The 24,363-nt window shown below is 66.9% G+C and carries 19 protein-coding genes; 1 reads left to right on the top strand and 18 read right to left on the bottom strand.

What is annotated here, in order from left to right; all coding sequences use genetic code 11:
* Positions 1-35 precede the first annotated feature (35 nt).
* The 17 genes from RIL96_RS08090 to argS form a co-directional block, all read right to left on the bottom strand.
* Entirely contained in the window at positions 36-923 is an 888-nt protein-coding gene (locus RIL96_RS08090) for a F0F1 ATP synthase subunit gamma (RefSeq protein ID WP_310548508.1), read from the bottom strand.
* Between the two features lie 104 nt (positions 924-1,027).
* Positions 1,028-2,650 carry a F0F1 ATP synthase subunit alpha gene (gene atpA, locus RIL96_RS08085; RefSeq protein ID WP_310548507.1) on the bottom strand — a complete coding sequence of 541 codons (1,623 nt, stop codon included), beginning with the start codon at positions 2,648-2,650 and terminating at the stop codon, positions 1,028-1,030.
* 125 nt (positions 2,651-2,775) lie between these two features.
* The gene (locus tag RIL96_RS08080) at positions 2,776-3,585 is read right to left on the bottom strand and encodes a F0F1 ATP synthase subunit delta (protein ID WP_310548506.1); all 810 of its coding nucleotides are present in this window, start codon (positions 3,583-3,585) and stop codon (positions 2,776-2,778) included.
* Positions 3,585-4,160, bottom strand: a complete 576-nt coding sequence (locus RIL96_RS08075; RefSeq protein WP_310548505.1) for a F0F1 ATP synthase subunit B — start codon at positions 4,158-4,160, stop codon at positions 3,585-3,587. The genes RIL96_RS08080 and RIL96_RS08075 overlap by 1 nt, the downstream gene beginning before the upstream one ends.
* Before the next feature lie 87 nt (positions 4,161-4,247).
* Positions 4,248-4,454, bottom strand: coding sequence for an ATP synthase F0 subunit c (locus tag RIL96_RS08070; protein ID WP_261624890.1), 207 nt, complete (start codon positions 4,452-4,454; stop codon positions 4,248-4,250).
* A 171-nt stretch (positions 4,455-4,625) separates the two neighbouring features.
* On the bottom strand, positions 4,626-5,435 hold the full coding sequence (gene atpB / locus RIL96_RS08065; RefSeq protein WP_374761865.1) for a F0F1 ATP synthase subunit A: 810 nt from the start codon (positions 5,433-5,435) through the stop codon (positions 4,626-4,628).
* Positions 5,436-5,690: 255 nt separating this feature from the next.
* A complete protein-coding gene (locus tag RIL96_RS08060; protein WP_310548503.1) occupies positions 5,691-6,137 on the bottom strand; it encodes a hypothetical protein in 447 nt (148 codons plus the stop codon).
* Positions 6,134-7,351, bottom strand: a complete 1,218-nt coding sequence (locus RIL96_RS08055) for an MraY family glycosyltransferase (RefSeq protein WP_310548502.1) — start codon at positions 7,349-7,351, stop codon at positions 6,134-6,136. The genes RIL96_RS08060 and RIL96_RS08055 overlap by 4 nt, the downstream gene beginning before the upstream one ends.
* Before the next feature lie 15 nt (positions 7,352-7,366).
* Positions 7,367-8,068: an L-threonylcarbamoyladenylate synthase gene (locus RIL96_RS08050; RefSeq protein WP_310548501.1), complete on the bottom strand. Its 702-nt coding sequence runs from the start codon at positions 8,066-8,068 to the stop codon at positions 7,367-7,369.
* On the bottom strand, positions 8,065-9,138 hold the full coding sequence (gene prmC / locus RIL96_RS08045; RefSeq protein ID WP_310548500.1) for a peptide chain release factor N(5)-glutamine methyltransferase: 1,074 nt from the start codon (positions 9,136-9,138) through the stop codon (positions 8,065-8,067). Before prmC ends, RIL96_RS08050 begins: the two co-directional genes overlap by 4 nt.
* Complete coding sequence (prfA, locus tag RIL96_RS08040) at positions 9,135-10,259, bottom strand: peptide chain release factor 1 (protein WP_310548586.1); 1,125 nt, start codon at positions 10,257-10,259, stop codon at positions 9,135-9,137. The genes prmC and prfA overlap by 4 nt, the downstream gene beginning before the upstream one ends.
* 180 nt (positions 10,260-10,439) lie before the next feature.
* Positions 10,440-12,536, bottom strand: a complete 2,097-nt coding sequence (gene rho, locus RIL96_RS08035) for a transcription termination factor Rho (RefSeq protein ID WP_310548499.1) — start codon at positions 12,534-12,536, stop codon at positions 10,440-10,442.
* Between the two features lie 344 nt (positions 12,537-12,880).
* The gene (gene thrB / locus RIL96_RS08030; RefSeq protein WP_310548498.1) at positions 12,881-13,870 is read right to left on the bottom strand and encodes a homoserine kinase; all 990 of its coding nucleotides are present in this window, start codon (positions 13,868-13,870) and stop codon (positions 12,881-12,883) included.
* Between the two features lie 35 nt (positions 13,871-13,905).
* Positions 13,906-15,006 (bottom strand): threonine synthase, encoded by a 1,101-nt coding sequence (gene thrC, locus RIL96_RS08025; RefSeq protein ID WP_310548497.1) that lies wholly within the window; start codon positions 15,004-15,006, stop codon positions 13,906-13,908.
* Positions 15,007-15,096: 90 nt separating this feature from the next.
* Positions 15,097-16,440 carry a homoserine dehydrogenase gene (locus RIL96_RS08020; RefSeq protein ID WP_310548496.1) on the bottom strand — a complete coding sequence of 448 codons (1,344 nt, stop codon included), beginning with the start codon at positions 16,438-16,440 and terminating at the stop codon, positions 15,097-15,099.
* 143 nt (positions 16,441-16,583) lie between these two features.
* Positions 16,584-18,053 carry a diaminopimelate decarboxylase gene (gene lysA, locus RIL96_RS08015; RefSeq protein ID WP_310548495.1) on the bottom strand — a complete coding sequence of 490 codons (1,470 nt, stop codon included), beginning with the start codon at positions 18,051-18,053 and terminating at the stop codon, positions 16,584-16,586.
* Positions 18,053-19,705 carry an arginine--tRNA ligase gene (gene argS, locus RIL96_RS08010; RefSeq protein WP_310548494.1) on the bottom strand — a complete coding sequence of 551 codons (1,653 nt, stop codon included), beginning with the start codon at positions 19,703-19,705 and terminating at the stop codon, positions 18,053-18,055. Before argS ends, lysA begins: the two co-directional genes overlap by 1 nt.
* 241 nt (positions 19,706-19,946) lie before the next feature.
* On the opposite strand from argS, the gene RIL96_RS08005 reads away from it, so the two are divergent.
* Complete coding sequence (locus RIL96_RS08005; RefSeq protein WP_310548493.1) at positions 19,947-21,929, top strand: bifunctional metallophosphatase/5'-nucleotidase; 1,983 nt, start codon at positions 19,947-19,949, stop codon at positions 21,927-21,929.
* Here RIL96_RS08005 and RIL96_RS08000 read toward each other — a convergent pair.
* A complete protein-coding gene (locus RIL96_RS08000; RefSeq protein ID WP_310548492.1) occupies positions 21,906-24,290 on the bottom strand; it encodes an ATP-binding cassette domain-containing protein in 2,385 nt (794 codons plus the stop codon). The two genes, RIL96_RS08005 and RIL96_RS08000, sit on opposite strands and share 24 nt — an antisense overlap.
* Positions 24,291-24,363: the final 73 nt, after the last annotated feature.

The following is a 24,363-nucleotide window of genomic DNA, read 5'->3' as shown; positions in this document are numbered from 1 at the left end:
CGGGCAACCAGCCGCCGTGGGCCGGACCCGGTGGCTCAGCTGTTGGCCAGTGCGTCGGCGCCGCCGATCAGCTCGGAGAGCTCCTGGGTGATCTCCGCCTGCCGCGCATTGTTCCGCAGCAGGGTGTACTTGCGGATCAGCTCGTCGGCATTGTCAGCGGCCGACTTCATCGCCCGCTGACGTGCGGCGAGCTCCGAGGCCGAGGCCTCCAGCATCGCCGTGTAGAGACGGGACTCGACGTACTTGGGCAGCAGCGCGTCGAGTACCTCCTCCGGACCGGGTTCGAAATCGTACTCCGAATGCAGCCCTGTGTTCTCGGCGTCGTCGGCCACCGCCAACGGCAGCATGCGCTTGACCACAGGTTCCTGCTTCACCATCGACTGGAACTCGGTGTAGACGAGGAAGAGCTCATCCACTCCGCCGTCATCGGTCGACTGGACGAAGCGACCCACCAGCTCATCGCCGATCTCGCGGGCCCGGGCCAGCTCTGGGCTGTCCGTGTTGCCCGTCCACACCTGGTCGTAGTCGCGATCGCGGAAGTCGAAGTAGGCCTGTGCCTTGCGACCGTAGAGGTAAGGGCGGACCTCCTTACCCTCCTCGCGCAGCAGAGCCAGCAGCTGCTCAGCACGCTTGAGCACGTTCGTCGAGTAGGCACCGGCCAGTCCGCGGTCTGAGGTCATGATCAGCACGGCGGCGCGAGTGGGGTTCTCGGCCTTCTGCGTGAGCACATGCTCGATCTCATTATGGGATGCGACGGCGGAGACGGCGCGGGTGATGGCCTCGGCATACGGCAGCGAGGCCTGCACCCGGCTGCGCGCCTTGCCGATGCGCGAGGTGGCGATCAGCTCCATCGCCTTGAAGATCTTCTTCATCGACGAGGTCGATGCGATCTTCTGGCGGTAGACCCGAATCTGGGCTCCCATGCTTGTCCTTCCCTGAGGTGATCGGCGGTGTCAGGCGGCGAGGTCAGAGGCCGGTGTCACCGGTTCCTCTCCCGCCGCCCGACGCGACGGCGGAACACGACCGATCAGCGGCCGATCTCTTCCTGGTCGATATCGTCTGCGGAGAGTGCCTCAGCCTGCTCGTTGCCGACGATCGACTGCTTCTCCTCAGCGTAGAAGTCACGCTTGAACACCTCGACGGCCTCGTTGAGGGTGTTCAGCGTGTCATCCTCCAGCTTGCCGGTGGAGGCCAGCACGTTCAGGACATCGGTCTTGCGCCGCAGGTGGTCGATCCACTCTGTCTCGAAGCGCTTCACATCAGCCGTCTCGATCTCATCCAGGTGCCCGTTGGCACCGGCCCAGATAGAGACGACCTGCTCTTCGACCGGCATCGGCGAGTACTGGCCCTGCTTGAGCAGCTCAGTCTGCCGCTCACCGCGGACCAGCTGCTGGCGGGTCGCCGGGTCGAGGTCCGAGGCGAACATGGCGAAGGCCTGCATGTCCCGGTACTGCGCGAGGTCGAGCTTGAGCGTACCGGCGACCTTCTTCATCGCCTTGACCTGCGCAGCACCACCGACTCGGGACACCGAGATGCCGACGTCGACGGCGGGGCGCTGGTTGGCGTTGAACAGGTCCGACTGCAGGAAGATCTGGCCGTCGGTGATGGAGATGACGTTGGTCGGGATGAACGCCGAGACGTCATTGGCCTTGGTCTCCACGATCGGCAGACCGGTCATGGAACCGGCTCCCATCTCATCGGAGAGCTTCGCGCAGCGCTCCAGCAGACGGGAGTGGAGGTAGAAGACGTCACCGGGGAAGGCCTCGCGCCCCGGAGGACGGCGCAGCAGCAGCGAGACGGCACGGTAGGCCTCGGCCTGCTTGGAGAGGTCGTCAAAGATGATCAGCACGTGCTTGCCGCCGTACATCCAGTGCTGGCCGATGGCCGAGCCGGCGAACGGGGCGAGGTACTTCAGACCGGCGGGGTCGGAGGCCGGCGCGGCCACGATCGTGGTGTATTCCAGGGCGCCGTTCTCTTCGAGGGTCTGACGCACTGAGGCGATGGTGGAGGCCTTCTGTCCGACGGCGACGTAGATGCAGCGCACCTGCTTGTTCACATCCCCGGACTGCCAGTTCTCGCGCTGGTTGAGGATCGCGTCGATCCCGATGGCGGTCTTGCCGGTCTGGCGGTCGCCGATGATCAGCTGACGCTGACCGCGGCCGATCGGGATCATCGCGTCGATGGCCTTCATGCCGGTCTGCAGCGGCTCACCGACCGACTGGCGCTGCACCACCGAGGGGGCCTGCAGCTCTAGGGCGCGGCGACCCTCCGGGGCGATGTCGCCGAGGTCATCGATCGGCTCGCCCAGCGGATCCACCACACGGCCGAGGAACTCGTCACCCACCGGCACGGAGAGAACCTCCCCGGTGCGGTGGACTTCCTGGCCTTCCTCGATGCCGGTGAACTCACCAAGGATGACGACGCCGATCTCACGCGTGTCCAGGTTCTGGGCCAGGCCGAGGGTGCCGTCCGCGAAGCGGAGCAGCTCGTTGGCCATCGTCGAGGGAAGGCCCTCGACGCGGGCGATGCCGTCGGACGCGGAGATCACGCGCCCGACCTCGACGCGCTCGGCGCCGGAGGGGTCGTAGGACGCCGCGAACTCGTTCAAAGCATTGCGGACGTCGTCAGCGTTGATGGTCAGATCGGCCATCTGCGGTCCCTGCTCTCTGTAGTCTCATGGCCGCCGGGCGGCCGAAGGGTTCTTGCTGGATTTTCTCGTCGGGGTGCTCAGGGCGGGGTGCACCGGGCGGCGCGCGGCTCGCGGCCGCGTACCGTTCAGCGCGCCATCGTCCGTCGCAGCTCCCCGACTTTGGTCGACAACGTGGAGTCGACCACTTCATCGCCGACCTGCACACGGATGCCGCCGACCACAGTGGGGTCGACGACGACATCGAGCTTGAGGTCTCGCCCGAAGTACCGGTTGAGCCCGGCCGACAGGCGCTGCCGGTAGGTCTCATCGAGGTCTTTGGCCACCGTGACCTGCGCAATCCACCGCTGCTGGCGCTGAGCGATCTGTTCGGCGAAGCGTTCCAGCAGCGCCTCAGGGCGCAGGCCCCGTGGAGTGGTCACCGCGCGATCGATCAGCAGCCGTGCTTCGGGGCTGGCCTGCGGAGTCAACGCCGCACCGAGACGCTGTGTGGCCTCGGCGCCGGCCTGCTGGTCGGTCAGCGCACGCTGCAGCTCGTGGGAAGACAGTACCGCCCGCCGCAGCTCCAGCAGCGTGGACTCCAGGGTCTCCAGCCCCTGCAGGCCTTCCGCCTCAGCCTGTGCGGCCACGACGTCAACGGCCAGCAGCTCGACGGCATCGCCGAGGTCGCGCTCACGGCTCCACCGCTGCGAGGCCAGCGCCTCGAGAAGGGTGACCGCCCCCGGCTCCGCCGAGTCGCCGAACAGCCGACGCACCAATGCACTGCGCTCAGCGGACTCACGCGCCGGATCCGTCAGGGCCCGCCGCAGCGCTGCCGAGGAGTCGAGGACGTCGAGGGCCTCGAACAGCTGCCGGGACACGGTGAGGTCCGCGCCGCGGATGGTCTGCTCCTGGGTGCTGCGCACGCTGGCCAGGGATTCGCTGGTGACCGCCGCCATCAGTGCGCGGCCCCCGAGGTGTTGGCGTGCGCGCTGCCGGACTGCTCCGCCTCCAGGTCGGCCAGGAACCGATCGACCACACGCTGCGAACGTGCATCGTCCTCCAGCGCCTCACCGACGATGCGCCCAGCCAGCTGGGTGGCCAGGGAACCGACGTCGTGACGCAGCGAGGCTGCGGCCTGCTGACGCTCCGCAGCGATCTGCTGCTGAGCCTGTTCGGTGATGCGCCCCGCCTCGGCAGCCGCTTTCTCCTTGTGCTCAGCCACGATCTGCGCGCCTTCGGCACGGGCCTCTTCGCGGATGCGGGACGCCTCCGCACGAGACTCGGCCAGGTTCTTCTCGTACTCGGCCTTCATCGCCTCAGCTTCAGCCTGAGCCTTCTCGGCCTCCTCCAGACCACCCTCGATCGCCTGACGACGGTCCTGGTAGGCCTTTTCGAAGGCCGGGGCGATGAACTTCACCACGACGAAGAACAGTACGGCGAAGCCGAGGAGCGCGGCGATGATCTCCCAGAACGCGGGGACCAGAGGATTGGCGTCCTCGCCCGCGGCACGGAGCATCTCTGCCCTGATCATGTGTTCACCATTTCCTTAGTTCTGTGCTGCGCCGAACGACGGGCACCGCAGCCGGTGCTGACGACGTCGGCATGGTCCGTCATGACGTCAGTTGATGACGAACGCGAAGACGATCGCGAGGATGAAGACGGCCTCTGCCAGCGCGAAGCCGAGAATGGCGATCGGCTGCAGGACCCGCTGAGCCTCCGGCTGACGTGCCACACCGTTGATGTAGGCGGCGAAGATCAGGCCGATGGCGATGGCGGAACCGAGCCCGGCCACACCGAGTCCGATCAGGTTCAGAGATCCAACCATGTCACTCTCTCACTTTCTATGTTGGCCCGGTGGGGGTCACCGGGTCTGCTGGGGTCAGTGCCTGTCCGAGCGAGTCGGTCAGACGTCGTAGTGCGAGGGGCAGACCCTGCCCGCCGCAAATCTTCAGATGTTCTGTGCGCGGTATGCACACAGGTGTTCGAGGCGCAGTGGTCAGTGCGCGTCGGCCTCGATGGCGCCTTGAATGTAGATGGCCGTGAGCAGCGCGAAGACGAAGGCCTGCAGGACCATCATGATCAGCTCGAGGAAGTAGAGCGGGATGAAGCCGAAGAGCACCAGCACGCCGGTGGCGTTCATGCCCAGCGACTCCTGCTGCACGATGAGGAACTCCGCTCCGGAGCCGGCGAGCATCACGATGATGTGTCCGGCGAGCATCACGGCCATCAGACGCAGCGAGTGCGTGATGGGGCGGATGATGAAGTTCGAGAGGATCTCGATCGGCACCAGCAGCGGCAGCAGCCAGCCGGGCACTCCGCTGGGGACGGTGGCGAGTTTGAAGTAGCGCAGTCCGTGGAGCTTCACGCCCACTCCGACCCAGGTGAACCAGACGATGGCGGCCATCGCGTAGGCGGCTCCGGCGTGGGAGAAGGACGGCAGCTGCAGTGCGGGGATCGCGCCGAAGAGGTTGTTCACCAGCACGAAGAAGAAGACGGTGAAGAGGAAGGGCACCCAGGCCATGAAGTGCTTTTCCCCGAGGATCTCCCGGCCCAGGGTGTTGCGGGCGAAGCCGTAGCAGGCCTCAGCGAAGAACTGCACCCGGGAGGGCACCAGCGACTGCTTGCGGATCGCATAGCTGAAGAACAGGGAGATCACGATGACCGAGAGGACGACCATCAGCATCTGCTTGCCGAAACCGGTCCCCCAGTCCGCCATCCACGGAAGGATGTCCGGAAGATGGGTTTCGCTGATCGTGGGGGGCTGGAAACCGCCTTCTTCGGCGGCTACGGGCACAAGCGAATGCAACGCTGGTCCTCTCTGCGGTGTCCGTGAGTGGGCACAGGCCCCGGCCATGATGAGTCGGAATCGTCTCCGTCTCGCGGGGCGGTCCGACTGACAGGTACTGCTCCTGCCGGGCGCGATCCTTGTGAATCCTACCAAAGACAGGCGTGATCCACGGCATGGCCGAGCACCGTGGTCACTGTACTACGTCTTGTAGAAATCCGCGGAATCCTCGTCACCGCTGTTCCCGATGCACTGCGCGGGTCCTTGCGCAGGCTCTTACTCAGCTGCGCCTGTGCGGCTCGGCGCATTCGGCACCACCGTCAGACGCATACGGGCGAAGGCCCGCACCTGGGCCAGCTGCCAGATCACCAACACGGCGGCACCGCTGCACACCGCCCAGGCCGGGTCCACCCACTCGGGAACCTCCGGGAGGCTGAAGGCCAGCAGGAAGGCCCCCACTTTGAGCAGGAAGCCCAGGAAGAAGACCATGATGCTCAGCTGAGGCGCATAGCGCTCGGCGAGGTCAACCAGCAGCAGCGTCACCCCGGAGAGCACCACCACCAGCACCCCACCGGTGGCCGCGCTGAGCGCCTCGTCGCCACCACCGAGGAGAAGTCCCAGCCCAGCGGCGAGCCCCGCAGCCAGGGCACCGGCGCACAGCGCCCAGACCAGCACGATACGCCACCCGGTCTGCTGCAGATCCTGGTGCTTGACCACCGTCATACCTCTTCCGCCGATCTATCCCGTGCGGCCCGTTCCGCGCCGGGTTCCTCCACCTGTCGCAGACGTTGGAGCCGCCGCCGTTCGGCCAGAGCACGCTGCGCAGCGGCACGATTGAGCCGCTGGGCCCGGCGACGCAGCCACGGGCTCAGCGTGAGCAGAATCGCCCCGCCCAGGCTGAGCATCATCCCCAGCGCCACCAACCACCAGGGCAGGAAGTTGAAGGCCACCGTACCGATGGCGAACAGCGCGGCCCAGAGATACAGCAGCAGGACCGTCTGCGGATGTGAATAGCCGCCGTCGAGCAGCTTGTGATGCAGGTGACCACGGTCCGGGGTGAACGGCGAGATCCCCTTCGCCGTGCGGCGCACCACCGCCAGCAGCAGATCCAGCAGCGGCAGCAGGGTGACCGCCAGCGGCAGCAGGATCGGCATATACGCCGGGACGTTGCGGAAGCGGAAGCTGGTCTCCAGCTGACCGAGATCAGCGGTGACCGCCAAGGTGCCCGCGGCCATCACCAATCCGATGAGCATCGCTCCGGTGTCGCCCATGATGATCCGGGAGGGATGGAAATTATGCGGCAGGAACCCCAGGCAGGAACCCACGAGCACCGCCATGAGCAGAGTGACCAGGTTCGAGGCGTCGAACTCGTTGATCGTCAAAGTCAGCTGGTAGCTGTAGATGAAGAACGCAGACCCGCCGATGGCCGCGACTCCGGCGGCCAGGCCGTCGAGCCCGTCGATGAAGTTGAAGGCGTTGACCGTGGCCACCACCACCAGCACGGTGAGTGCCGCCTGAAGGACTCCGTCACCGACTCCCAGCCAACCGACCGGCATGACCTCCAGCTCCACGCCGTGGAGCACCAGCAGCAGCGCCGCACCGATCTGCCCGCCCAGTTTCAGCGCCCAGTGGATGTCCCAGGCATCATCAGCCAGACCGGTGAGCAGGATGACCACCATCGCGGCGAACACACCACGGACCGGGGTCAGATCGGCGAATATCCCCGACAGATAGGGGATCGTGGAGGCCGCCGCCAACCCGATGACCATACCCAGGAACATCCCTGCTCCACCCCACCGGGGCAGTGGGCCACGGTGGACGTCGCGGGTCCGCGGCGCGGTGTAGACGCCCAGCGTCAGCGCCGCCGCCCGGACCATCGGAGTCACGACATAGGTCACCACCGCCGAGACGGTGAGCACGATGAGGAAATAGATCATGACCGATGACGAGGCTCAGTCAGCGCCCCCGGTGGCCTCCTCCCGGCTCTGCTGGGGCTGCTCGGCGACCCCGAGGATGTCCGGCACCACAGTGCGCAGTTCCGAGAGGCTGATGGCTCCCTGCCGGACCACACGCAGCGGCGAGACCGTACAGTCGACGATGGTCGAGGCACCGGTGGTCTGCCGGGGGCCGTCATCGAGGTAGAGCTCCACGGACTCGCCCAGCATCTGCTGAGCCTGCTCCGCGGTGGTCGCCGCCGCCATCGAGGTGCGATTGGCCGAGGAGACCGCCAGCGGACCGGTCTGCGTGAGCAGTTCCAGGGCAAGATCATCAGCGGGCATCCGCAGCGCCACGGTGCCCCGCGTCTCCCCCAGATCCCAGGCCAGGGAGGGTTGGGCGTGCAGGATCAGCGTCAGCGCACCCGGCCAGAAGGCCTCGGCCAGACGATGCGCCTGCTCGTCGATCGTATCGGCCAGCGCCGACATCACCCGCTGCGAACCGATGAGCACCGGCGGCGGCATGGACCGGCCGCGGCCCTTGGCGGCCAGCAGCACCCGCACCGCCTGCGGGGAGAACGCATCAGCTCCGATGCCGTAGACCGTATCCGTGGGAAGCACTAGGCAGTCCCCGGTACGCACGGTCTCCACAGCCGCCGCCAGCGCCTCGGTGCGCTCGTCCTCGGTCTCACAGCTCAACATCCTGCTCACGCGCGTCATTCTCCCATGGTCGGTGCCGAAGCACGGGCACTCGGGCGGGTACTCGGGCCGGCATCCGACCAGGTCGCCGGGCGGGTATCCAGCCCGGTGCTCAGCCCGGCGCTCAGGCCGGTGTTCAGGCCAGTGTCCAGCCCGGTGTTCAGCCCGCTGTCCAGATGGGCGCTGACGGCGCGGTCCCGTCCGGTGAGGTCTTGGTGGGTGCGCACACCGACGAGGTCCGGGAACCGGCGCATATATGCGGCGATGGCCTCTGCTTGGACTTCCGCGTGCTCGAGGATGAACCAGCCCCCGGGAGTCAGCAGCTCGCGGGCCGCGCCCACCACAGCCCGAGGCAGCTCCAGGCCGTCCTCACCGCCGCCGTAGAGCGCCAGCTGCGGATCGTGGTCTCTGACCTCAGGGTCCTGGGGCACCATCCGCGGGGGAATATAGGGCGGGTTGGAGACGACAACGTCGAAGCTGCCCCGCCACTGGTCTGGAAGCTCACGCAGGTCCATGCGGTGCAGTGTGACTCCGAGAGGCTCGAGGTTCAGCCGGGCCCAGGCGGCGGCCTGCTCGGAGACCTCCACGGCGTGGACCTCAATGCCTGGTGTTTCGGCGGCGATCGCTGCGGCCAGGGCCCCGGAACCGGTGCCCAGATCGATGACCCGCAGAGGTCGGGCCGCCGAAGGCCTCGCCGTACGCCGACGTGCCAGGTGATCGAGGACGACCTGGGCGACCTGCTCGGTCTCGGGACGCGGGATGAACACCCCCGGTCCGACACGCAGCTGCAGAGATCGAAAGGGCGCGAGACCGGTCAGATGCTGAAGCGGGATCCTTCGGCCACGCTCGGCGACCAGTCCGTGCCATCGCTGCGCCTGTGCTTCGCTGATCAGACGCCCGGCCGCGATGGCGGCAGCCGCCTCTCCGCGGCCGATGCCCAGCACATGGGCCAGCAGAAGTTCGAGATCAGCACGAGGTGAGGGGACCCCGGCCTGGCGAAGGTGCTGCAGGGCCGCCGGGATCAGCTCATCGAGACTGGTGCCGCCGCTGGTCGCGGTGGTCCCGGTGGGCTCATCGTCAGTGCTGCTCATGCCTCTGCACCTGGCGCCACGGAGGCCTCGGAAGAGGTTTCGGCGGAGGTCTCAGCCAGGGCCGCAAGCCGCTCGGCCTCGTCCATCGCCCGGCAGGACTCGAGGACGGCGTCCAGGCCGCCGTCGAGCACGACGTCGAGGTTGTACGCCTTATACCCGGTGCGGTGGTCGGCGATCCGGTTCTCCGGGTAGTTGTAGGTGCGGATACGCTCCGAGCGGTCCATCGTCCTGACCTGGGATTTCCGGGCCTCAGCGTTCTCCGCGTCGATCTGCTCCTGCTGATGGGCCAGCAGCCGGGACCGCAGCACCCGCATCGCGGCCTCACGGTTCTGCAGCTGGGACTTCTCGTTCTGCATGGCCACCACGATCCCGGTGGGCAGATGGGTGATCCGCACTGCCGAGTCCGTCGTGTTCACCGACTGACCGCCGGGCCCCGAGGAGCGGTAGACGTCGATCTTGAGATCGTTCTGCCGGATCTCCAGCTCCTCGGGCTCATCGACCTCAGGCAGGACGAGCACCGCGGCGGCGGAGGTGTGGATACGGCCTTGAGATTCGGTCTCCGGCACCCGCTGGACACGATGCACTCCGCCCTCGAACTTCAGGTGCGCCCAGACCCCCTCGGCAGGGTCCTGAGCCGAAGAACGCACCGAGACCTGGACATCACGGTATCCACCCAGGTCAGAGGCGGTGGCGGACAGGATCTCAGTCTTCCAGCCCCGCGCCTCCGCGTACCGGGTGTACATGCGCACCAGATCCGCGGCAAAGAGCGCGGCCTCCTCACCGCCGGAGCCGCCCTTGACCTCGAGGATGACATCACGGGCATCATGCTCGTCACGCGGGATCAGCCGACGAATGAGCCGTTCTTCGGCCTGCGCCTGCGCCTGCTCCAACTCCGGCACCTCCGCAGCGAACTCGGCGTCGTCCTCACCCAGCTCGCGGGCCGCCTGGAGATCCTGGGTCAGCGTGAGCCAGCTGCGGTGAGCCTCGGCGACGGCGTTGAGCTGGGCATACCGGCGTCCCAACCGGCGTGCCAAGGCCTGATCGGCGTGGACGTCCGGATCGGCCAGGCGGTCCTGCAGCTGGGCGTGTTCGCTCAGCAGCGCGTCGACGGAATCGAACAGCCGCGCATGAAGCGCGGGATCGTGGCTCTCAGCCATGGGGCAGACCCTTCATCACCGGTGAGTCGAACAGAGGAGGACCATCCTCGGGCAGCAGACATGGACCTGCGGCACGACGAGAACCGCCGACGGCGGCCGAGGGCCCGGTGAGGGCGCGTCGGCCGCCGTCGGCGGTCTCAGAGGCTAGTTCTTGCCGTCGCCGAGCGTGGTCTTATTGGCCAGCAGCAGGAACTCAGCGTTGGAGCCGGTGTCCTTGAGCTTATTGATCAGCAGCTCAAGACCCTGCTGCGCTTCCAGTCCGGAGAGGACACGGCGCAGCTTCCACATGATCCTGATCTCCTCTGCCGAGAGCAGGTTCTCCTCGCGGCGGGTGGAGGAGGCGTTGACGTCCACGGCCGGGAAGATTCGCCGGTCCGCCAGCTGACGTGACAGGCGCAGCTCCATGTTTCCGGTGCCCTTGAACTCCTCGAAGATGACCTCGTCCATCTTGGAACCGGTCTCCACCAGGGCGGTGGCGAGGATGGTCAGCGAACCGCCGTTCTCGATGTTGCGCGCAGCGCCGAAGAACCGCTTGGGCGGGTAGAGCGCGGAGGCATCCACACCGCCGGAGAGGATGCGCCCCGAGGCCGGTGCGGCCTGGTTGTAGGCACGTCCCAGGCGGGTCATCGAGTCGAGCAGGACGACGACGTCCTTGCCCAGCTCGACCAGACGCTTCGCCCGCTCGATGGCCAGCTCCGCGACGGTGGTGTGGTCATCGGCCGGACGGTCGAAGGTAGAGGCGATGACCTCGCCATCGACCGTGCGCTGCATGTCGGTGACCTCTTCGGGGCGCTCATCCACCAGCACCATCATCAGGTGCACCTCGGGGTTGTTCGCCTTGATCGCCTGGGCCAGCGACTGCAGGATGATCGTCTTACCCGCCTTGGGCGGGGAGACGATGAGCCCGCGCTGGCCCTTGCCGATCGGGGCGACGAGGTCGATGACCCGCGGGCCGATGTTCTTCGGATCGCCCTCCAGACGCAGGCGCTCCTGCGGGTAGAGCGGCACCAGCTTGCCGAAGTCGACACGCTCGGCGTTCTGCTCCGCCGGGCGGCCGTTGACGGCATCGAGCTTCACCAGGGCGGAGAACTTCTGCTTCTTGTTCTGGTTCTCGCCTTCACGCGGTGCACGGATGTGACCGTGGACGGCATCGCCCTTACGCAGGTTGTACCGCTTGACCTGCGCCAAGGAGACATAGACGTCGTTGGGTCCGGAGAGGTATCCGGAGGTGCGCAGGAAGGCGTAGTTGTCCAGGACGTCGAGGATCCCGGCCACCGGCAGCAGGACATCGTCCTCGGTGATCTCGGTGTCGTCGACGTCGGGACCGCCGCGGCCGCGACGGCGGTTGTTGCGGTCATTGCGGTTGCGGCTGCGGCGGTTGCGGCTGTCGTCCTGACCGCCCTTATTGCCGCCGCCCTTACCGCGGTTGTCGCCACGGCTGTCTCGGTTGTCGCCCCGATTGTCGTTGCGGTCCCCGCGGTTCTCCCCACGGTTGTCCTGGCCGCGAGTGTCTTCACGGCTGTCGTTGCGGTTGTCGTTGCGGTTGTCACCGCCGCGCCCGCCCTGATCGTGACGGTCGTTCTTCTCCGGCTTCTCCCCGCGCTGACGTCCGCCGCGGTCGCCGTTCTTCTCGGACTTATCGCCGCGGTCGTTCCGCCGGTCCTGGTTCTTTCCGCCCTGGCCCTTGTCGTTCTGGCCCTTGTCCTGCTGGCTCTTGTCGTGCTGCGATTTGTCCTGCTGAGTCTTCTCGTCGGAGGACTGATCGGCCTGGGCCGCAGCGTCCTTGTCGGACTGGCCCTTGCCGGACTTGTCCTTCCCGGCCTGGTTGTTCTCGTTTGAGGACTCCGCACCGGAGGCGCTGCGACTGCGGCTCCGTCCGCGGCCCCTGCCGCCGGACTTCTGCTCGCCCTGAGCCTCGTCGGTGCTCTCTGCGGGGCTCTTCTGCTGCTGGGTCTTCTCAGCTGACTGTTCCTCGGCGCCGGCCTCCTGGGCCTCCTGGGCCTGCTCGGCCGACTTGCGGCGGGCGCGCTCCTCGCGCTCTGCGACGGCGCCACCGCGCTGGTGCGCTGAGATCGCCTCGACCAGCGCAGACTTCCGCATCCGCGAGCCGCCGGTGATGCCGAGCTGTGAGGCCAGAGCCTGCAGCTGGGCGAGTTTGAGACCAGCCAGGCCGGGGCTCTGCTCGGCGCTGGACTGGGTGTTTCCCTGAGCCGGAGCGGTCTCAGTGGTGGTGTCTGTCACGAAGGATTCCTTCCCCCTCGTCGGGCGGGAGGCTCACCGGCGCCTTCTTATCGAAGGAGGCGGCGTACCAGTTCCCGCATCGTGTATACGGCGGCACCTCAGATGGCCGCCGTCTCTTCCGGAAGTCCCCCGCGCGACGGCGTACTGCGCACTCCTCGTCACGGACTGCTCAGCGACGAGATGCGAGACGGCCTGGCGCCCGGGTGGGCACATGAGACGACGTCATATACGCAAAGAGAGATGCGCTAGTTTCGCGCGAAGAACTGCACGATGACCGACCGAACCGAGTTCGGAGGAATCCCGGCCTTCCCGCGGACGCCGACTATCGTCAGCATCTACGGCGATCACCGTGGGTACGGGTCCACTGTAACACCTGCGGTACTGATCGGCAGTCTCATCGCCATCCATCGCTCCTCGGCGAGTCCGCCGCAGCGCCGCATCTGATCTGCTGCGATATCTGCCGCCTCATCCCCTGCCGCAAGCACGAGCACCGTTGGCCCTGCTCCGGAGATGACGGCGGCGTGACCGGCAGCGCGCAGTGCATCCACCAGCGCCATCGACGCCGGGAACTGAGCACGGCGCTGCTCCTGATGCAGCCGATCCTCCGTGGCGTCGAAGAGCCGTGCGGGGTCGGCGGTCAGTGCATGGACCAGCAGCGCCGCGCGCGCGGAGTTCGCCGCGGCCACATGGTGGGCGACAGTCTTCGGCAGAGAACCCCGCGCAGCCGCCGTGGACTGCTGGAAGTCAGGCACCGAGACGACGGCGCGGATCTGCTCATCGAGCATCAACGGTGCGGTGTCGAACCGGTCCCCCTGCTGCCAGGAGACAGCCGCTCCCCCGCGCAGTGCCGGGACATAGTTGTCCGGATGACCTTCGATGCGCGAGCCGATCTGCAGCTGCTCGTCAGAACTGAGCCCTCCGGGAATGAGATGCGAAGCGATCGCCACGGCGCAGGCCACTGCCGCCGCCGAGGAACCCAGACCCCGGCTGTGCGGAATGCGGTTATGGGCCTGCAGGGTGAGGTCGGGCAGGCGATGGCCATGCTCCCGGAGGATCCGCCCCACCAGTGCCACGATGAGATGCGTCTCATCCCGGGGAAGGCTGTCCGCCGCCTCACCGTGGACCTCGACCTTCACCTGTGCACGTCCTGCAGCGGCACGGGGCCGGGCACTCACGTCGACGACGTCGAAGAGCTCTAGGGCCACACCCATGCAGTCGTACCCCGGACCGAGGTTGGCAGAGGTGGCGGGTACAGTGACTCGGAAAGACACCGGTTCGGCCAGGACCTCGGCGAGGGCCTCATCAGAGCTCTGTGATGCCGCTGGACTCGGCACAGAACTCCTCGGTGCAGTATTCCTCGACACAGACCTCAGAGCCCCAGCTGACGTGCGATGACTTCGGCATCCTGCGGCAGGTGGGTCGGAGTGATGTCGCTGCCGTCGGCATTGCGCAGCGCCCAGTCCGGGTCCTTCAGGCCATGACCGGTCACCGTGATGACCACCCGCATACCGGAGGGCACCTCACCGGCGGCGTGCTTCTTCAGCAGCCCGGCAGCCCCGGAAGCCGACGCGGGTTCGACGAACACACCTTCCTTGGCGGAGAGCCACCGATGCGCCTCCAGGATCTCCTGATCCGTCACCGCCTCGATCACGCCGCCGGACTCATCACGTGCAGCCTCAGCCTGCTCCCAGGAGGCCGGGTTGCCGATCCGGATCGCCGTGGCCACAGTGTCCGGCTCGGTGACGGGGTGACCGGCGACGATGGGGGCCGAGCCTGCTGCCTGGAAACCCCACATGGTCGGCCGCTTCGAGGCCACGGGAGCCACCTCGGCACCGGTGAGTGGATGCTTCCAGGTCTCCGCATACTCGCGGTACCCCTTCCAGTACGCGGTGATGTTGCCCGCGTTGCCCACAGGCAGCAGATGCAGATCCGGTGCGTCGCCGAGTGCGTCGACGACTTCGAAGGCCGCCGTCTTCTGCCCCTGGATGCGCGCGGGATTCACCGAGTTCACCAGGAACACCGGGTACGCCTCGGACAGTTTGCGGGCGACGTCCAGACAGCCGTCGAAGTTGCCATCCACCTGGATCAGCTCAGCACCGTGGGCCACGGCCTGGGAGAGCTTGCCCATGGCGATCTTGCCGTTGGGCACCAGCACCGCGCAGGTCAGCCCTGCTTGGGTGGCGTAGGCGGCGGCGGAGGCTGAGGTGTTGCCGGTCGAGGCGCAGACCACCGCCTCCGCGCCCTCGGCTACGGCGGCGGTGATAGCCATGGTCATCCCCCGGTCTTTGAAGGAGCCGGTGGGGTTCATGCCCTCGACCTTGAGGTACACCTCGCCGTCGATCAGCTCGGAGAGCGCCGGCGCCTTCACCAGCGGGGTGCCCCCCTCACCGAGGGACACGATGCGGGTGTCCTCATCCACCGGCAGACGATCTGCATATTCGCGGATCACTCCGCGCCACTGGTGCGCCACCTCGGATGGCCTCCTCAGGTCAGGGTTCAGAACTCGGGATTCAGGGTTCGGGGTTCAGGATTCGGAATCGATGGTCACAGATGCCGCAGCTCAGCGGTCGACGTCGACGCGGATCACCGAGTCGATGGACTCGACGACCTGCAGCGTGCGCAGCGCCTCGACCGTGTCACGCTGGGCACGTTCCTGCGCGACATGGGTGACGATCTGCACGGTCACTCCGTCATCGCCGGTGGCCTCGACCTCCCCCTCCAGGGAGACAGCACCGGGCTGGCGCATCGATTCGATCGAGACGTGATGATCCGCGAAGACCCGTGCGATCTCCGCAATGACACCTTCGCGGTCTTCGACGGTCATGTCGATGTAGTACTGGGTCAGGGCCTGGTCGATGCTCATCGCCGGCAGCGCCTGCTGCGCCGACGGGCCGGCCGGCGCCGTGACGCTGCCGGTGCGCAGCTGACGGGCCGCGGTAACCAGGTCACCCAGCACGGCCGAGGAGGTCGGGCGGCCACCGGCTCCCTGCCCGTAGAACATCAGCTCACCGGCGTTCTCGGCGACCACGAAGACCGCATTGAAGGCTCCGCGCACACTGGCCAAGGGGTGGTGCCGGGGCAGCAGGGTCGGGTGAACTCGCAGCACGGCACCGGATTCGCCGTCATCCCCGGCGCGCGTCTCCGCGATGGCCAGCAGCTTGATGACGTAGCCTGAGGCACCGGCGGCCTCGATATCACCGGCGGTGACCTCGCGGATGCCCTCGCAGTGGACGTCATCGATGGTGAACGGTGAATGGAAGGCCAGGTTGCCCAGGATCGCAGCCTTGGCCGCGGCGTCATGACCCTCGACGTCAGCGGTGGGATCTGCTTCCGCGTAGCCGAGCCGCTGAGCCTCAAGCAGTGCGGAGTCGAAGCTCGCCCCGGTGGAGTCCATCTGATCGAGGATGTAGTTGGTGGTCCCGTTGACGATGCCCATGATCTTGGTGATCCGGTCTCCGGAGAGCGATTCCTGGATCGGGCGCAGGATGGGGATCGCCCCGGCGACGGAGGCCTCGTAGAGCAGCGGCGCACCGTGCTCGGCCGCGATCGCCGTCAGCTCAGCGCCCCGAGCGGCCAGCAGAGCCTTATTGCCGGTGACCACGGCCGCCCCGCGGGAGAGGGCACGGGTGATCAGTGAGGCGGCAGGTTCCATACCGCCGATGAGCTCGACGACGACGTCGACCCGATCCACCAGCTCCTCGGCATCAGTGGTCAGCAGCTCCCCCGGAATCCGCCAGTCCCGCGGCGCCTCGGTATCGCGGACGGCGACGCCGACCAGGCGCACGTCAACACCGACGCGCGCGCTGATGAGCTCGCGCTCCTCCACCAGTGTGCGCGCCACCTGCGAGCCGACGCTGCCCGCACCGAGCAGCCCGACGGTGAGTTGGTCCTGCGAACCCGTCATCGTCACCTCATCCTTGTCATCGTCAATACGTGAGCTCTTGTCTGACACTTCCTACCTGACACAGGGGCCAGAACCGACGGTGCCCTCCCGGATATCCCCTCGGAGGTCACCTCCGACGACGCCTGCCGCCGCGGTGGCGCTGGTCAGCGTGCCCATCCGGTGTCCCGGCTGAGCATCTCATCCTCGGTCTCCCGGCGGATCATCGTATGTGCCACACCGTCGGAGACAGAGACCACGGCCGGACGCGGCAGCCAGTTGTAGTTGCTGGAGAGCGAATGACAGTACGCCCCCGTGGCCGGAACCGCCAGGAGGTCGCCCCGCGCCGTCGCCGCTGGCAAGTATACGTCCCGGACGACGATGTCGCCGGACTCGCAGTGCTTGCCCACCACACGGGACAGCACATGCTCGCCGATCACCCGACGCCCGGCCAGCACTGCAGAGTAGTCGGCGTCGTAGAGCACACCTCGGGCGTTGTCGCTCATCCCCCCGTCCACAGCGACATAGCGGCGCACCGCGGTGTCGCCGTCAGGGGTGTCCACGCCGACATCCTTCTGCACGCCCACCCGGTACAGGGTCACACCGGCAGGTCCGACGATCGCCCGGCCGGGCTCGATGGAGATGCGGGGCACGCTCAGGCCGTGCTGCGCACAGGCCGCTTTCACCGTGGAAGCCAGGGCCTCGGCGATCTCCTGGGGGCTGCGCGGCTCATCCGCCTCGGTATAGGCGATGCCATGACCGCCGCCCAGGTCGAGCTCGGCCAGCTCGACCCCGTAGTCACGGCGGATCTTCGCCAGCAGGGCGATCAGCTTCGTCGCGGCCACCTCAAACCCGGTGGGCTCAAAGATCTGCGAGCCGATGTGGCAGTGCAGTCCTCTCAGTTCGATATGCGCAGAGTCCAGGGCGAGGGCCACAGCACGTTCTGCCGGGGACCCCGCAGTCTCGGCAGTGGTCTCAGCAGTGACATCAGCAGCCAGGGAGAGTCCGAACTTCTGATCCTCGTGGGCGGTGGCGATGTACTCATGCGTGGAGGCGTGCACACCGGGGGTCAGGCGCAGCATCACCGGTGCGGTGACGCCGAGTTCCCCGGCGAGCTGCTCGATGCGCTGCACCTCATCCAGGGAGTCAGCGATGATCCGCCCGATGCCGGCTTGCAGCGCACGGCGGATCTCGGCATCAGATTTGTTGTTGCCGTGCAGACCGACCCGTGCGGGGTCTGCCCCTCCGGCTAAGGCGAGCGCCAGCTCACCGCCGGAGGCGGTGTCCACGCAGAGCCCCTCGTCCACGACCCAGCCGACCACCTGCGTGGAGAGGAAGGACTTGCCGGCGTAGAAGACGTCTACCTCGGTTTCGGGGGCGAAAGCCTGACAGAAAGCCTCACGGAAGGCCCGCGCCCGGGCGCGGAAGTCGGCTTCGCTGATCACGTACAGCGGGGTGCCGTGCTCGGCGGCGAGTCTCTCGACGTCGACTCCGCCGATGCTCAGCACTCCCTCCCCTGTGCGGTGGGCGTCGGTGGGGAGCAGCTTATGCTCCAGACCGGCCGAATCGGTGATGGGAGTCAGCCAGTCGGGGGCGAGCGGGTGTGGTGTGGTCATCGGGCCTTCCTGCTGGCTCATCACATCTTCTCCGGGGCCGAGACGCCCAGCAGGGCCAGCCCGTTGCGCAGCACCTGCGCAGTGGCGTCGTTGAGCCAGAGCCGGGTCCGGTTGGTGTCAGTGATCTCTTCTCCGGCGCGGGGCACCATGCGGCAGGCGGCGTACCAGGAGTGGTAGGCCGCCGCCACCGTCTCCAGGTGCCGGGCGATGCGGTGCGGTTCGCGCATCTCCGCGGCACCGGCGACCACCGAGGGGAAGCGACCGAGATGAGCCAGCAGCTCCTCCTCCTCGGGTGCACTGAGCAGCCCAGCCTCGAAGCCGGCACCGGGTGCGCCGTGGGAGACCCCGTGATCAGCGGCGTTGCGCGCGGCCGCACAGGCACGGGCGTGGGCGTACTGCACGTAGAAGACGGGGTTGTCGTTGGTGCGTGAGCGCAGCAGCTCCGGGTCGATGTCTAACGGTGAGTCCGCCGGTGAGCGGGCCAGGGTGTAGCGCAGCGCATCGACGCCGAGCCATTCGATGAGCTCGGTCAGCTCGATCATGTTGCCCGCACGCTTGGACAGCCGAGCGCCGTCGACGGAGATCAGCTGCCCGATGAGGATCTCGATATGACGCTGCGGATCATCCCCGGCGCAGGCGGCGATCGCCTGCAGACGGGCGACATAGCCGTGGTGATCAGCACCGAGGAGGTAGATCTTCTCGGCGAAGCCGCGTTCCCGCTTGGACAGGTAGTAGGCGGCATCGGCGGCGAAGTAGGTGGGCTCGCCGTCGGCCTTGATCAGCACTCTGTCCTTGTCATCGCCGAAATCGGTGGTGCGCAGCCACACGGCGCCGTCGCGGTCCTCGATATGCCCCTGCTCACGCAGTGTGCGCACGGCCTGGTCCAGCCGGCCTTCATCGTGGAGGGACTGCTCGGAGAAGAAGACGTCGAAGGTCACGCCGAAGGCCAGCAGTGTGCCGCGGATCTGGGCGAGCTGGGCCGCATAGGCGAGTTCCCGCACGATCGGCAGCGCCTCACCGGGGTCCATCGCGGCGAGATCGCCGCGCTGGGCGAGGACGTCATCGGCCAAAGCGGCGATGTACTCACCGGGGTATCCGCCCTCGGGCATCTCTTCGCCGCGGATCCGGGCCAGCACGGAGCGGGCGAAGCCGTCCATCTGGTTGCCGGCGTCGTTGATGTAGTACTCGTTGGTGACATCGGCCCCGGAGGCGCGCAGCACCCGAGAGAGGGCGTCGCCCAGAGCCGCCCACCGGGTGTGGCCCAAGTGCAGCGGCCCGGTGGGGTTGGCGGAGACGAATTCGAGGTTGATCACGTGCCCGGCGAGGCTCTGGTTGTGCCCGTAGCTCTCAGACGCCTCGAGGATCGTCCGTGCCAGCTCACCCACTGCGGCGGCGTCGAGGGTGATGTTGATGAACCCGGGGCCGGCGATGTCCACTCCGGCCACTCCCTCAGCGTGCTGCAGCCGCGCGGCGATGATCTGCGCCAGCTCACGCGGGGGCATCCCGGCACGTTTGGCCAGCTGCATGGCGACCGTGGTCGCCCAGTCTCCGTGCTCACGGTTCTTCGGCCGTTCCACCACGACGGTCTCGGGTACCGGCAGACTCAGCTCCCCGGCGTCGACGGCCTCGGAGAGCACACGGATCACTGTGGCGGAGAGTTCTTCTGGAGTCACCCGGACAGTCTAATCTCTGGCACTGACATCGCATGTGCTCCATAGGTGCAGTGAAGATCAGCCGACGCCGCGGTGAACATCGGGGCAAGGGGGTCAGCCCGCGATGACGGCTCTGGGCGTGATGCCTACGGTGGAGGGTGACAGCGCCCCCGGACGTTCAGTGATCCGAAGGAGTCCCATGCCTCGTGCACAGTCCCGCCCGCTCCGATTCGCCAGATACCGATTCACCGGACATCACTCCGTGAGGCACCGCGCCGCGCTGTTGCCTCTGCTCTCTGTGGTGACAGCGTCGGCCCTGCTGGCCACGGCGTGCGCTGATGACACGCAGGACAATGACACGCGGGACACCGGAGAAGAATCTGCTGAGGAGACCACAGAGGACAACGGTACGGCGGAAAGCTCAGCCTCCGGTGAGGTGACGGTCCTGTCTTTCAATGACTTCCACGGTGCGATGGACTCCGCAGAGGCCTTCGCCTGCACGCTCGAGCAGGTGCGGCAGGAGCATCCGGAGAACCTGCTGATCTCCGCCGGTGACGACGTCGGGGCCAGCCAGTTCGAATCGGCGGTGCAGGACGATCAGCCCACGCTGGACCTCTACAACGCGCTGGGAGTCGATGCCGCTGCGCTGGGGAACCACGAATTCGATCAGGGGTACGCCGACATCACCGATCGGCTGGAGCCCGAGGCCGACTTCGATTATCTCGCCGCGAACCTGTTCGAGGCCGATTCCCAGGACCGGGCCGCCACGCCCTATGAGATCTACGAGGTCGACGGACTGGAGGTGGCGGTGGTCGGCGGCGTCACCGCGGAGACTCCTGAGCTGGTCGTACCCGACGGTGTCGAGGACATCGAATTCCGCGATCCGATCGACTCCGCGGCCGAGGTGATCGAGGAGGAGCTCGGTGAAGCCGATCTCGTCGTGCTCTCCGTCCACCAGGGTTCAGCTGAGGATCTGGAGATCGGTGAGGTGCCTCAGGATGACTGGTCCAGCCGCGTCCACGAGGAGCTCGGTGAGCTGGTCGATGTGGTGCTGGAGGGTCACACCCACAATGCCTACGCCTATGCCCACGATGATCTCACCGTGCTGCAGACCGGTTCCAACGGAGCGAATCTGGGGGCTGTGACGCTCAGTGTCGAGGACGGTGAGGTTCAGGCCTCAGAACCAGAGCTGCACGCCACTGAGGAGACCGACCCGCAGGACTGCTCGGGTGAGGAGGCCTTCGATGAGGCTTCTGAGGTGGTCGCCGAGGCCGAGGAGCACGCCGCTGAGGTCGGCGGTGAACAGCTGACGACCCAGTCCGGCGATCTGACCACCGGATGGGCGGCCGGTGAGGCGGAGTATTCCGATGGGGTCTGGTCCACCTCCAGCTCCGGCCACGGCGATGACCGGAGCCTGCAGTCGACGATCGGCAGCCTCGTCGCCGATTTCCACCAGGACAGTGAGGCTTGGCCGGAGGATGTGGAGATCGACGTGGGGCTGATAAATGCCGGTGGCCTGCGTGATGACATCAGCACTGAGGATGGCGAGGTGACCCTGCGTGATGCGGTCGACGTCGTGCCGTTCAACAACCGGCTGGTGGCTCTGGAGATGACCGGTGAGCAGCTGCGGGAGGTCTTGGAGCAGCAGTGGGGTGAGGACGGTTATCAGCAGTTCGGGATCTCCTCCGACCTGCGCTACACCTATGACGCTGAGGCGGAGGAAGGTGAGCGGATCACCTCGCTGCAGTTCCAGGGTGAACCGCTAGATGACGAGGACACGCTGACCGTGGGTGTGGGTGAGTTCCTGGCTGGTGGTGGCGACGGGTTCACCGCTTTCACCGAGGCCGAGGAGCGCACTGAGACTGAGGTCATCGACACCGAAGTGTGGCCCGACTACGTGGCCGAGCAGGATGAGCTCAGTCCCGACTATGCGCTGCGCGCCGTCGAGTTCTCCGGTGTGGAGCCTGATGCGGAGTTCTCCGCCGGAGAGGACATCAGCTTCGAGGTCGGCTCCGTGCACAGCATGAGCCTGGGAGCCCCGGAGGTCACTGAGGTCACGGCTGTGCTGCGCGATGGCGAGGAGGAGATCGACCTCGGCTCTTCTGAATACACAGTCGAAGACGGTTCGGGCACTGCCGAGCTGGCCGTGACGATCCCGGAGGAGATCTCTGAGGACGCCGAACTGCTCGTCCGCGCCGATGCCGGAGGCACCGAAGCCCTCCTACCGGTGAGGCTCCTTCCCTGACTCACTGACATGTGCGGCCAGATGGCGGCCGGTCAGGGTCGTCGGGTTGCTCACCAGCTGACTCGGCGTGCCGTCGAAGACGATCCGGCCGCCGTCGTGACCGGCGCCTGGGCCGAGGTCGATCAGATGGTCCGCGTGGGCCATCACTGCCTGGTGGTGCTCGATGACGATGACCGTCTTGCCGGACTCGACCAGGGCGTCCAGGAGCTCCAGCAGCTGGGTCACATCGGCCAGATGCAGCCCGGCGGTGGGCTCGTCGAGCACGTAGGTCCCGCCCTTCTCCGCCATATGCACAGCGAGCTTCAGCCGTTGACGCTCACCACCTGAGAGGGTGGTCAGCGGCTGGCCGAGCCGGATGTACCCGAGGCCGACGTCACGCAGCCGGGTGAGGACCTTCGTCGCGGCAGGCAGGGAGGCCTCCGGGCTGGCGAAGTGCTCCAGCGCCTCGTCCACAGAGAGGTCGAGGACATCGGCGATGCTCTTACCTGCCAGAGTGTGGCCGAGGACCTCCGGCTGGAACCGGCGTCCGGCGCAGTCCTCACAGGGGGTGGCTGCAGCGGCCATCATAGCCAGGTCAGTGTAGATGACCCCGGCACCGTTGCAGGCCGGGCAGGCACCTTCAGAGTTGGCGCTGAACAGCGCGGGCTTGACCCCGTTGGCCTTGGCGAAGGCCTTGCGGATCGGCTCGAGCACCCCGGTGTAGGTGGCCGGGTTGGACCGCCGGGAGCCGCGGATCGCGGCCTGGTCCACGGTGACCACCCCCTCGCGCGGGGAGATCTGGGTGCTGATGAGGCTGGACTTACCGGAACCGGCCACCCCGGTGACCACGGTGAGCACACCGGTGGGGATATCGACGTCGACGTCGCGGAGGTTATGAGCATCAGCTCCACGGATCTCCAGGGCGCCGGTGGGCGTCCGCACAGACGTCTTCAGCGCTGACCGATCGCCCAAGTGGCGGCCGGTCAGCGTCTCAGAGCTGCGCAGTCCCGCGAGATCACCCTGATAGGTGAGGGTGCCGCCGTGCTCGCCGGCACGGGGGCCGAGATCGACGACATGATCGGCGATGGCGATGACTTCGGGCTTGTGCTCGACGACGAGCACTGTGTTGCCCTTATCCCGCAGCCGCAGCAGCAGATCGTTCATCCGGGCGACATCATGGGGATGCAAGCCCGTGGAGGGTTCGTCGAAGACGTAGGTGACGTCGGTTAGGGAAGAGCCCAGATGGCGGATCATCTTGATCCGCTGCGCCTCGCCTCCGGAGAGGGTGCCGGTGGGTCGGTCCAGGGACAGGTAACCCAGTCCGATGTCGACGAAGGAGTCGAGGATGTGGAGCAGGCTCTGCCGCAGCGGAGCCGTGTGCGCGTCCTCCAGACCGCGCAGCCAAGCGGTGAGATCACTGACCTGCATGCTACAGAGATCGGCGATGGAACGGCCGTCGATGACTGAGGCTCTGGCCGCAGCGTTGAGCCGGGTGCCTACGCAATCCGGGCAGTCGATGAAGGTCACCGCACGGTCGACGAACTGACGGATATGGGGCTGCATATCGGCGCGGTCCTTGCTGAGCATGGACTTGCGGATCCGTGGGACCAGCCCCTCGTAGGTGGAGTTGATGCCGCGGAAGCTCATCTTCGTAGGCTCTTTGTGCAGAAAGTCGTGGAGTTCCTGCGCCGTGTAGTCCCGGATCGGTGTGGCCGGGTTGAGGAAGCCGGACTCTGCGTAGAACTTCACCGCCCATCCCCCGGGCTTATATCCGGGGACGGTGATGGCGCCGTCGTCGAGGGACTTCGACTCGTCATAGAGTTCGGAGAGGTCGAGGTCACTGATCCGGCCCAGGCCTTCACAGCGGGGGCACATGCCGCCGGCACGAGAGAACTGGGTGACCTCAGTGGTGGAGGCCTTGCCTTTGTCCACGGTGATGGAGCCCGAGGCCTGCACTGAGGCGACATTGAACGAGTAGGCGTTGGTCGTGCCGAGGTTCGGCTGAGCCAGACGGCTGTAGAGGATCCTCAGCAGCGCGTTGGCGTCAGTGGCCGTGCCCACCGTCGAACGAGGGTTGGAGGCCATGCGCTCCTGGTCGACGACGATGGCGGTGGTCAGGCCTTCGAGGGTGTCGACGTCGGGTCGGCCGATCGTGGGCATGAAGCCCTGGACGAAGGCAGAGTAGGTCTCGTTGATCATCCGCTGGGATTCCGCGGCGATAGTGCCGAAGACCAGGGAGGACTTTCCGGAGCCGGAGACCCCGGTGAAGACGGTCAGGCGCCGTTTGGGGATGCGGAGGCTGACGTCGCGGAGGTTGTTCTCGCGGGCACCGCGCACGGTGATCCACTCATGGGCGTCAGCGGGGTGGGAAGAGATCGTCACCCTGCTCAGAGTAGTGCACCTCCGCTGCGGCGCCGGTGTGAATCTCAGATGAACTGTTCATGTCTCTAAGATG

Origin of the sequence: Nesterenkonia aerolata, assembly GCF_031470965.1 — a bacterium.
Taxonomy (GTDB): Bacteria; Actinomycetota; Actinomycetes; order Actinomycetales; family Micrococcaceae; genus Nesterenkonia; species Nesterenkonia aerolata.
The sequence above is the reverse complement of the archived record's forward strand: the minus strand, read 5'-3'. Positions and strand labels throughout refer to the sequence as shown.

What these genes read in the sequence shown, in the direction of transcription:
- RIL96_RS08090 (WP_310548508.1), bottom strand. Translation starts at nt 923, where the DNA reads ATGGGAGCCCAGATTCGGGTCTACCGCCAGAAGATCGCATCGACCTCG.
- atpA (WP_310548507.1), bottom strand. Translation starts at nt 2,650, where the DNA reads ATGGCCGATCTGACCATCAACGCTGACGACGTCCGCAATGCTTTGAAC.
- RIL96_RS08080 (WP_310548506.1), bottom strand. Translation starts at nt 3,585, where the DNA reads ATGGCGGCGGTCACCAGCGAATCCCTGGCCAGCGTGCGCAGCACCCAG.
- RIL96_RS08075 (WP_310548505.1), bottom strand. Translation starts at nt 4,160, where the DNA reads ATGATCAGGGCAGAGATGCTCCGTGCCGCGGGCGAGGACGCCAATCCT.
- RIL96_RS08070 (WP_261624890.1), bottom strand. Translation starts at nt 4,454, where the DNA reads ATGGTTGGATCTCTGAACCTGATCGGACTCGGTGTGGCCGGGCTCGGT.
- RIL96_RS08060 (WP_310548503.1), bottom strand. Translation starts at nt 6,137, where the DNA reads ATGACGGTGGTCAAGCACCAGGATCTGCAGCAGACCGGGTGGCGTATC.
- RIL96_RS08055 (WP_310548502.1), bottom strand. Translation starts at nt 7,351, where the DNA reads ATGATCTATTTCCTCATCGTGCTCACCGTCTCGGCGGTGGTGACCTAT.
- RIL96_RS08050 (WP_310548501.1), bottom strand. Translation starts at nt 8,068, where the DNA reads ATGACGCGCGTGAGCAGGATGTTGAGCTGTGAGACCGAGGACGAGCGC.
- prmC (WP_310548500.1), bottom strand. Translation starts at nt 9,138, where the DNA reads ATGAGCAGCACTGACGATGAGCCCACCGGGACCACCGCGACCAGCGGC.
- RIL96_RS08020 (WP_310548496.1), bottom strand. Translation starts at nt 16,440, where the DNA reads ATGACGGGTTCGCAGGACCAACTCACCGTCGGGCTGCTCGGTGCGGGC.
- lysA (WP_310548495.1), bottom strand. Translation starts at nt 18,053, where the DNA reads ATGAGCCAGCAGGAAGGCCCGATGACCACACCACACCCGCTCGCCCCC.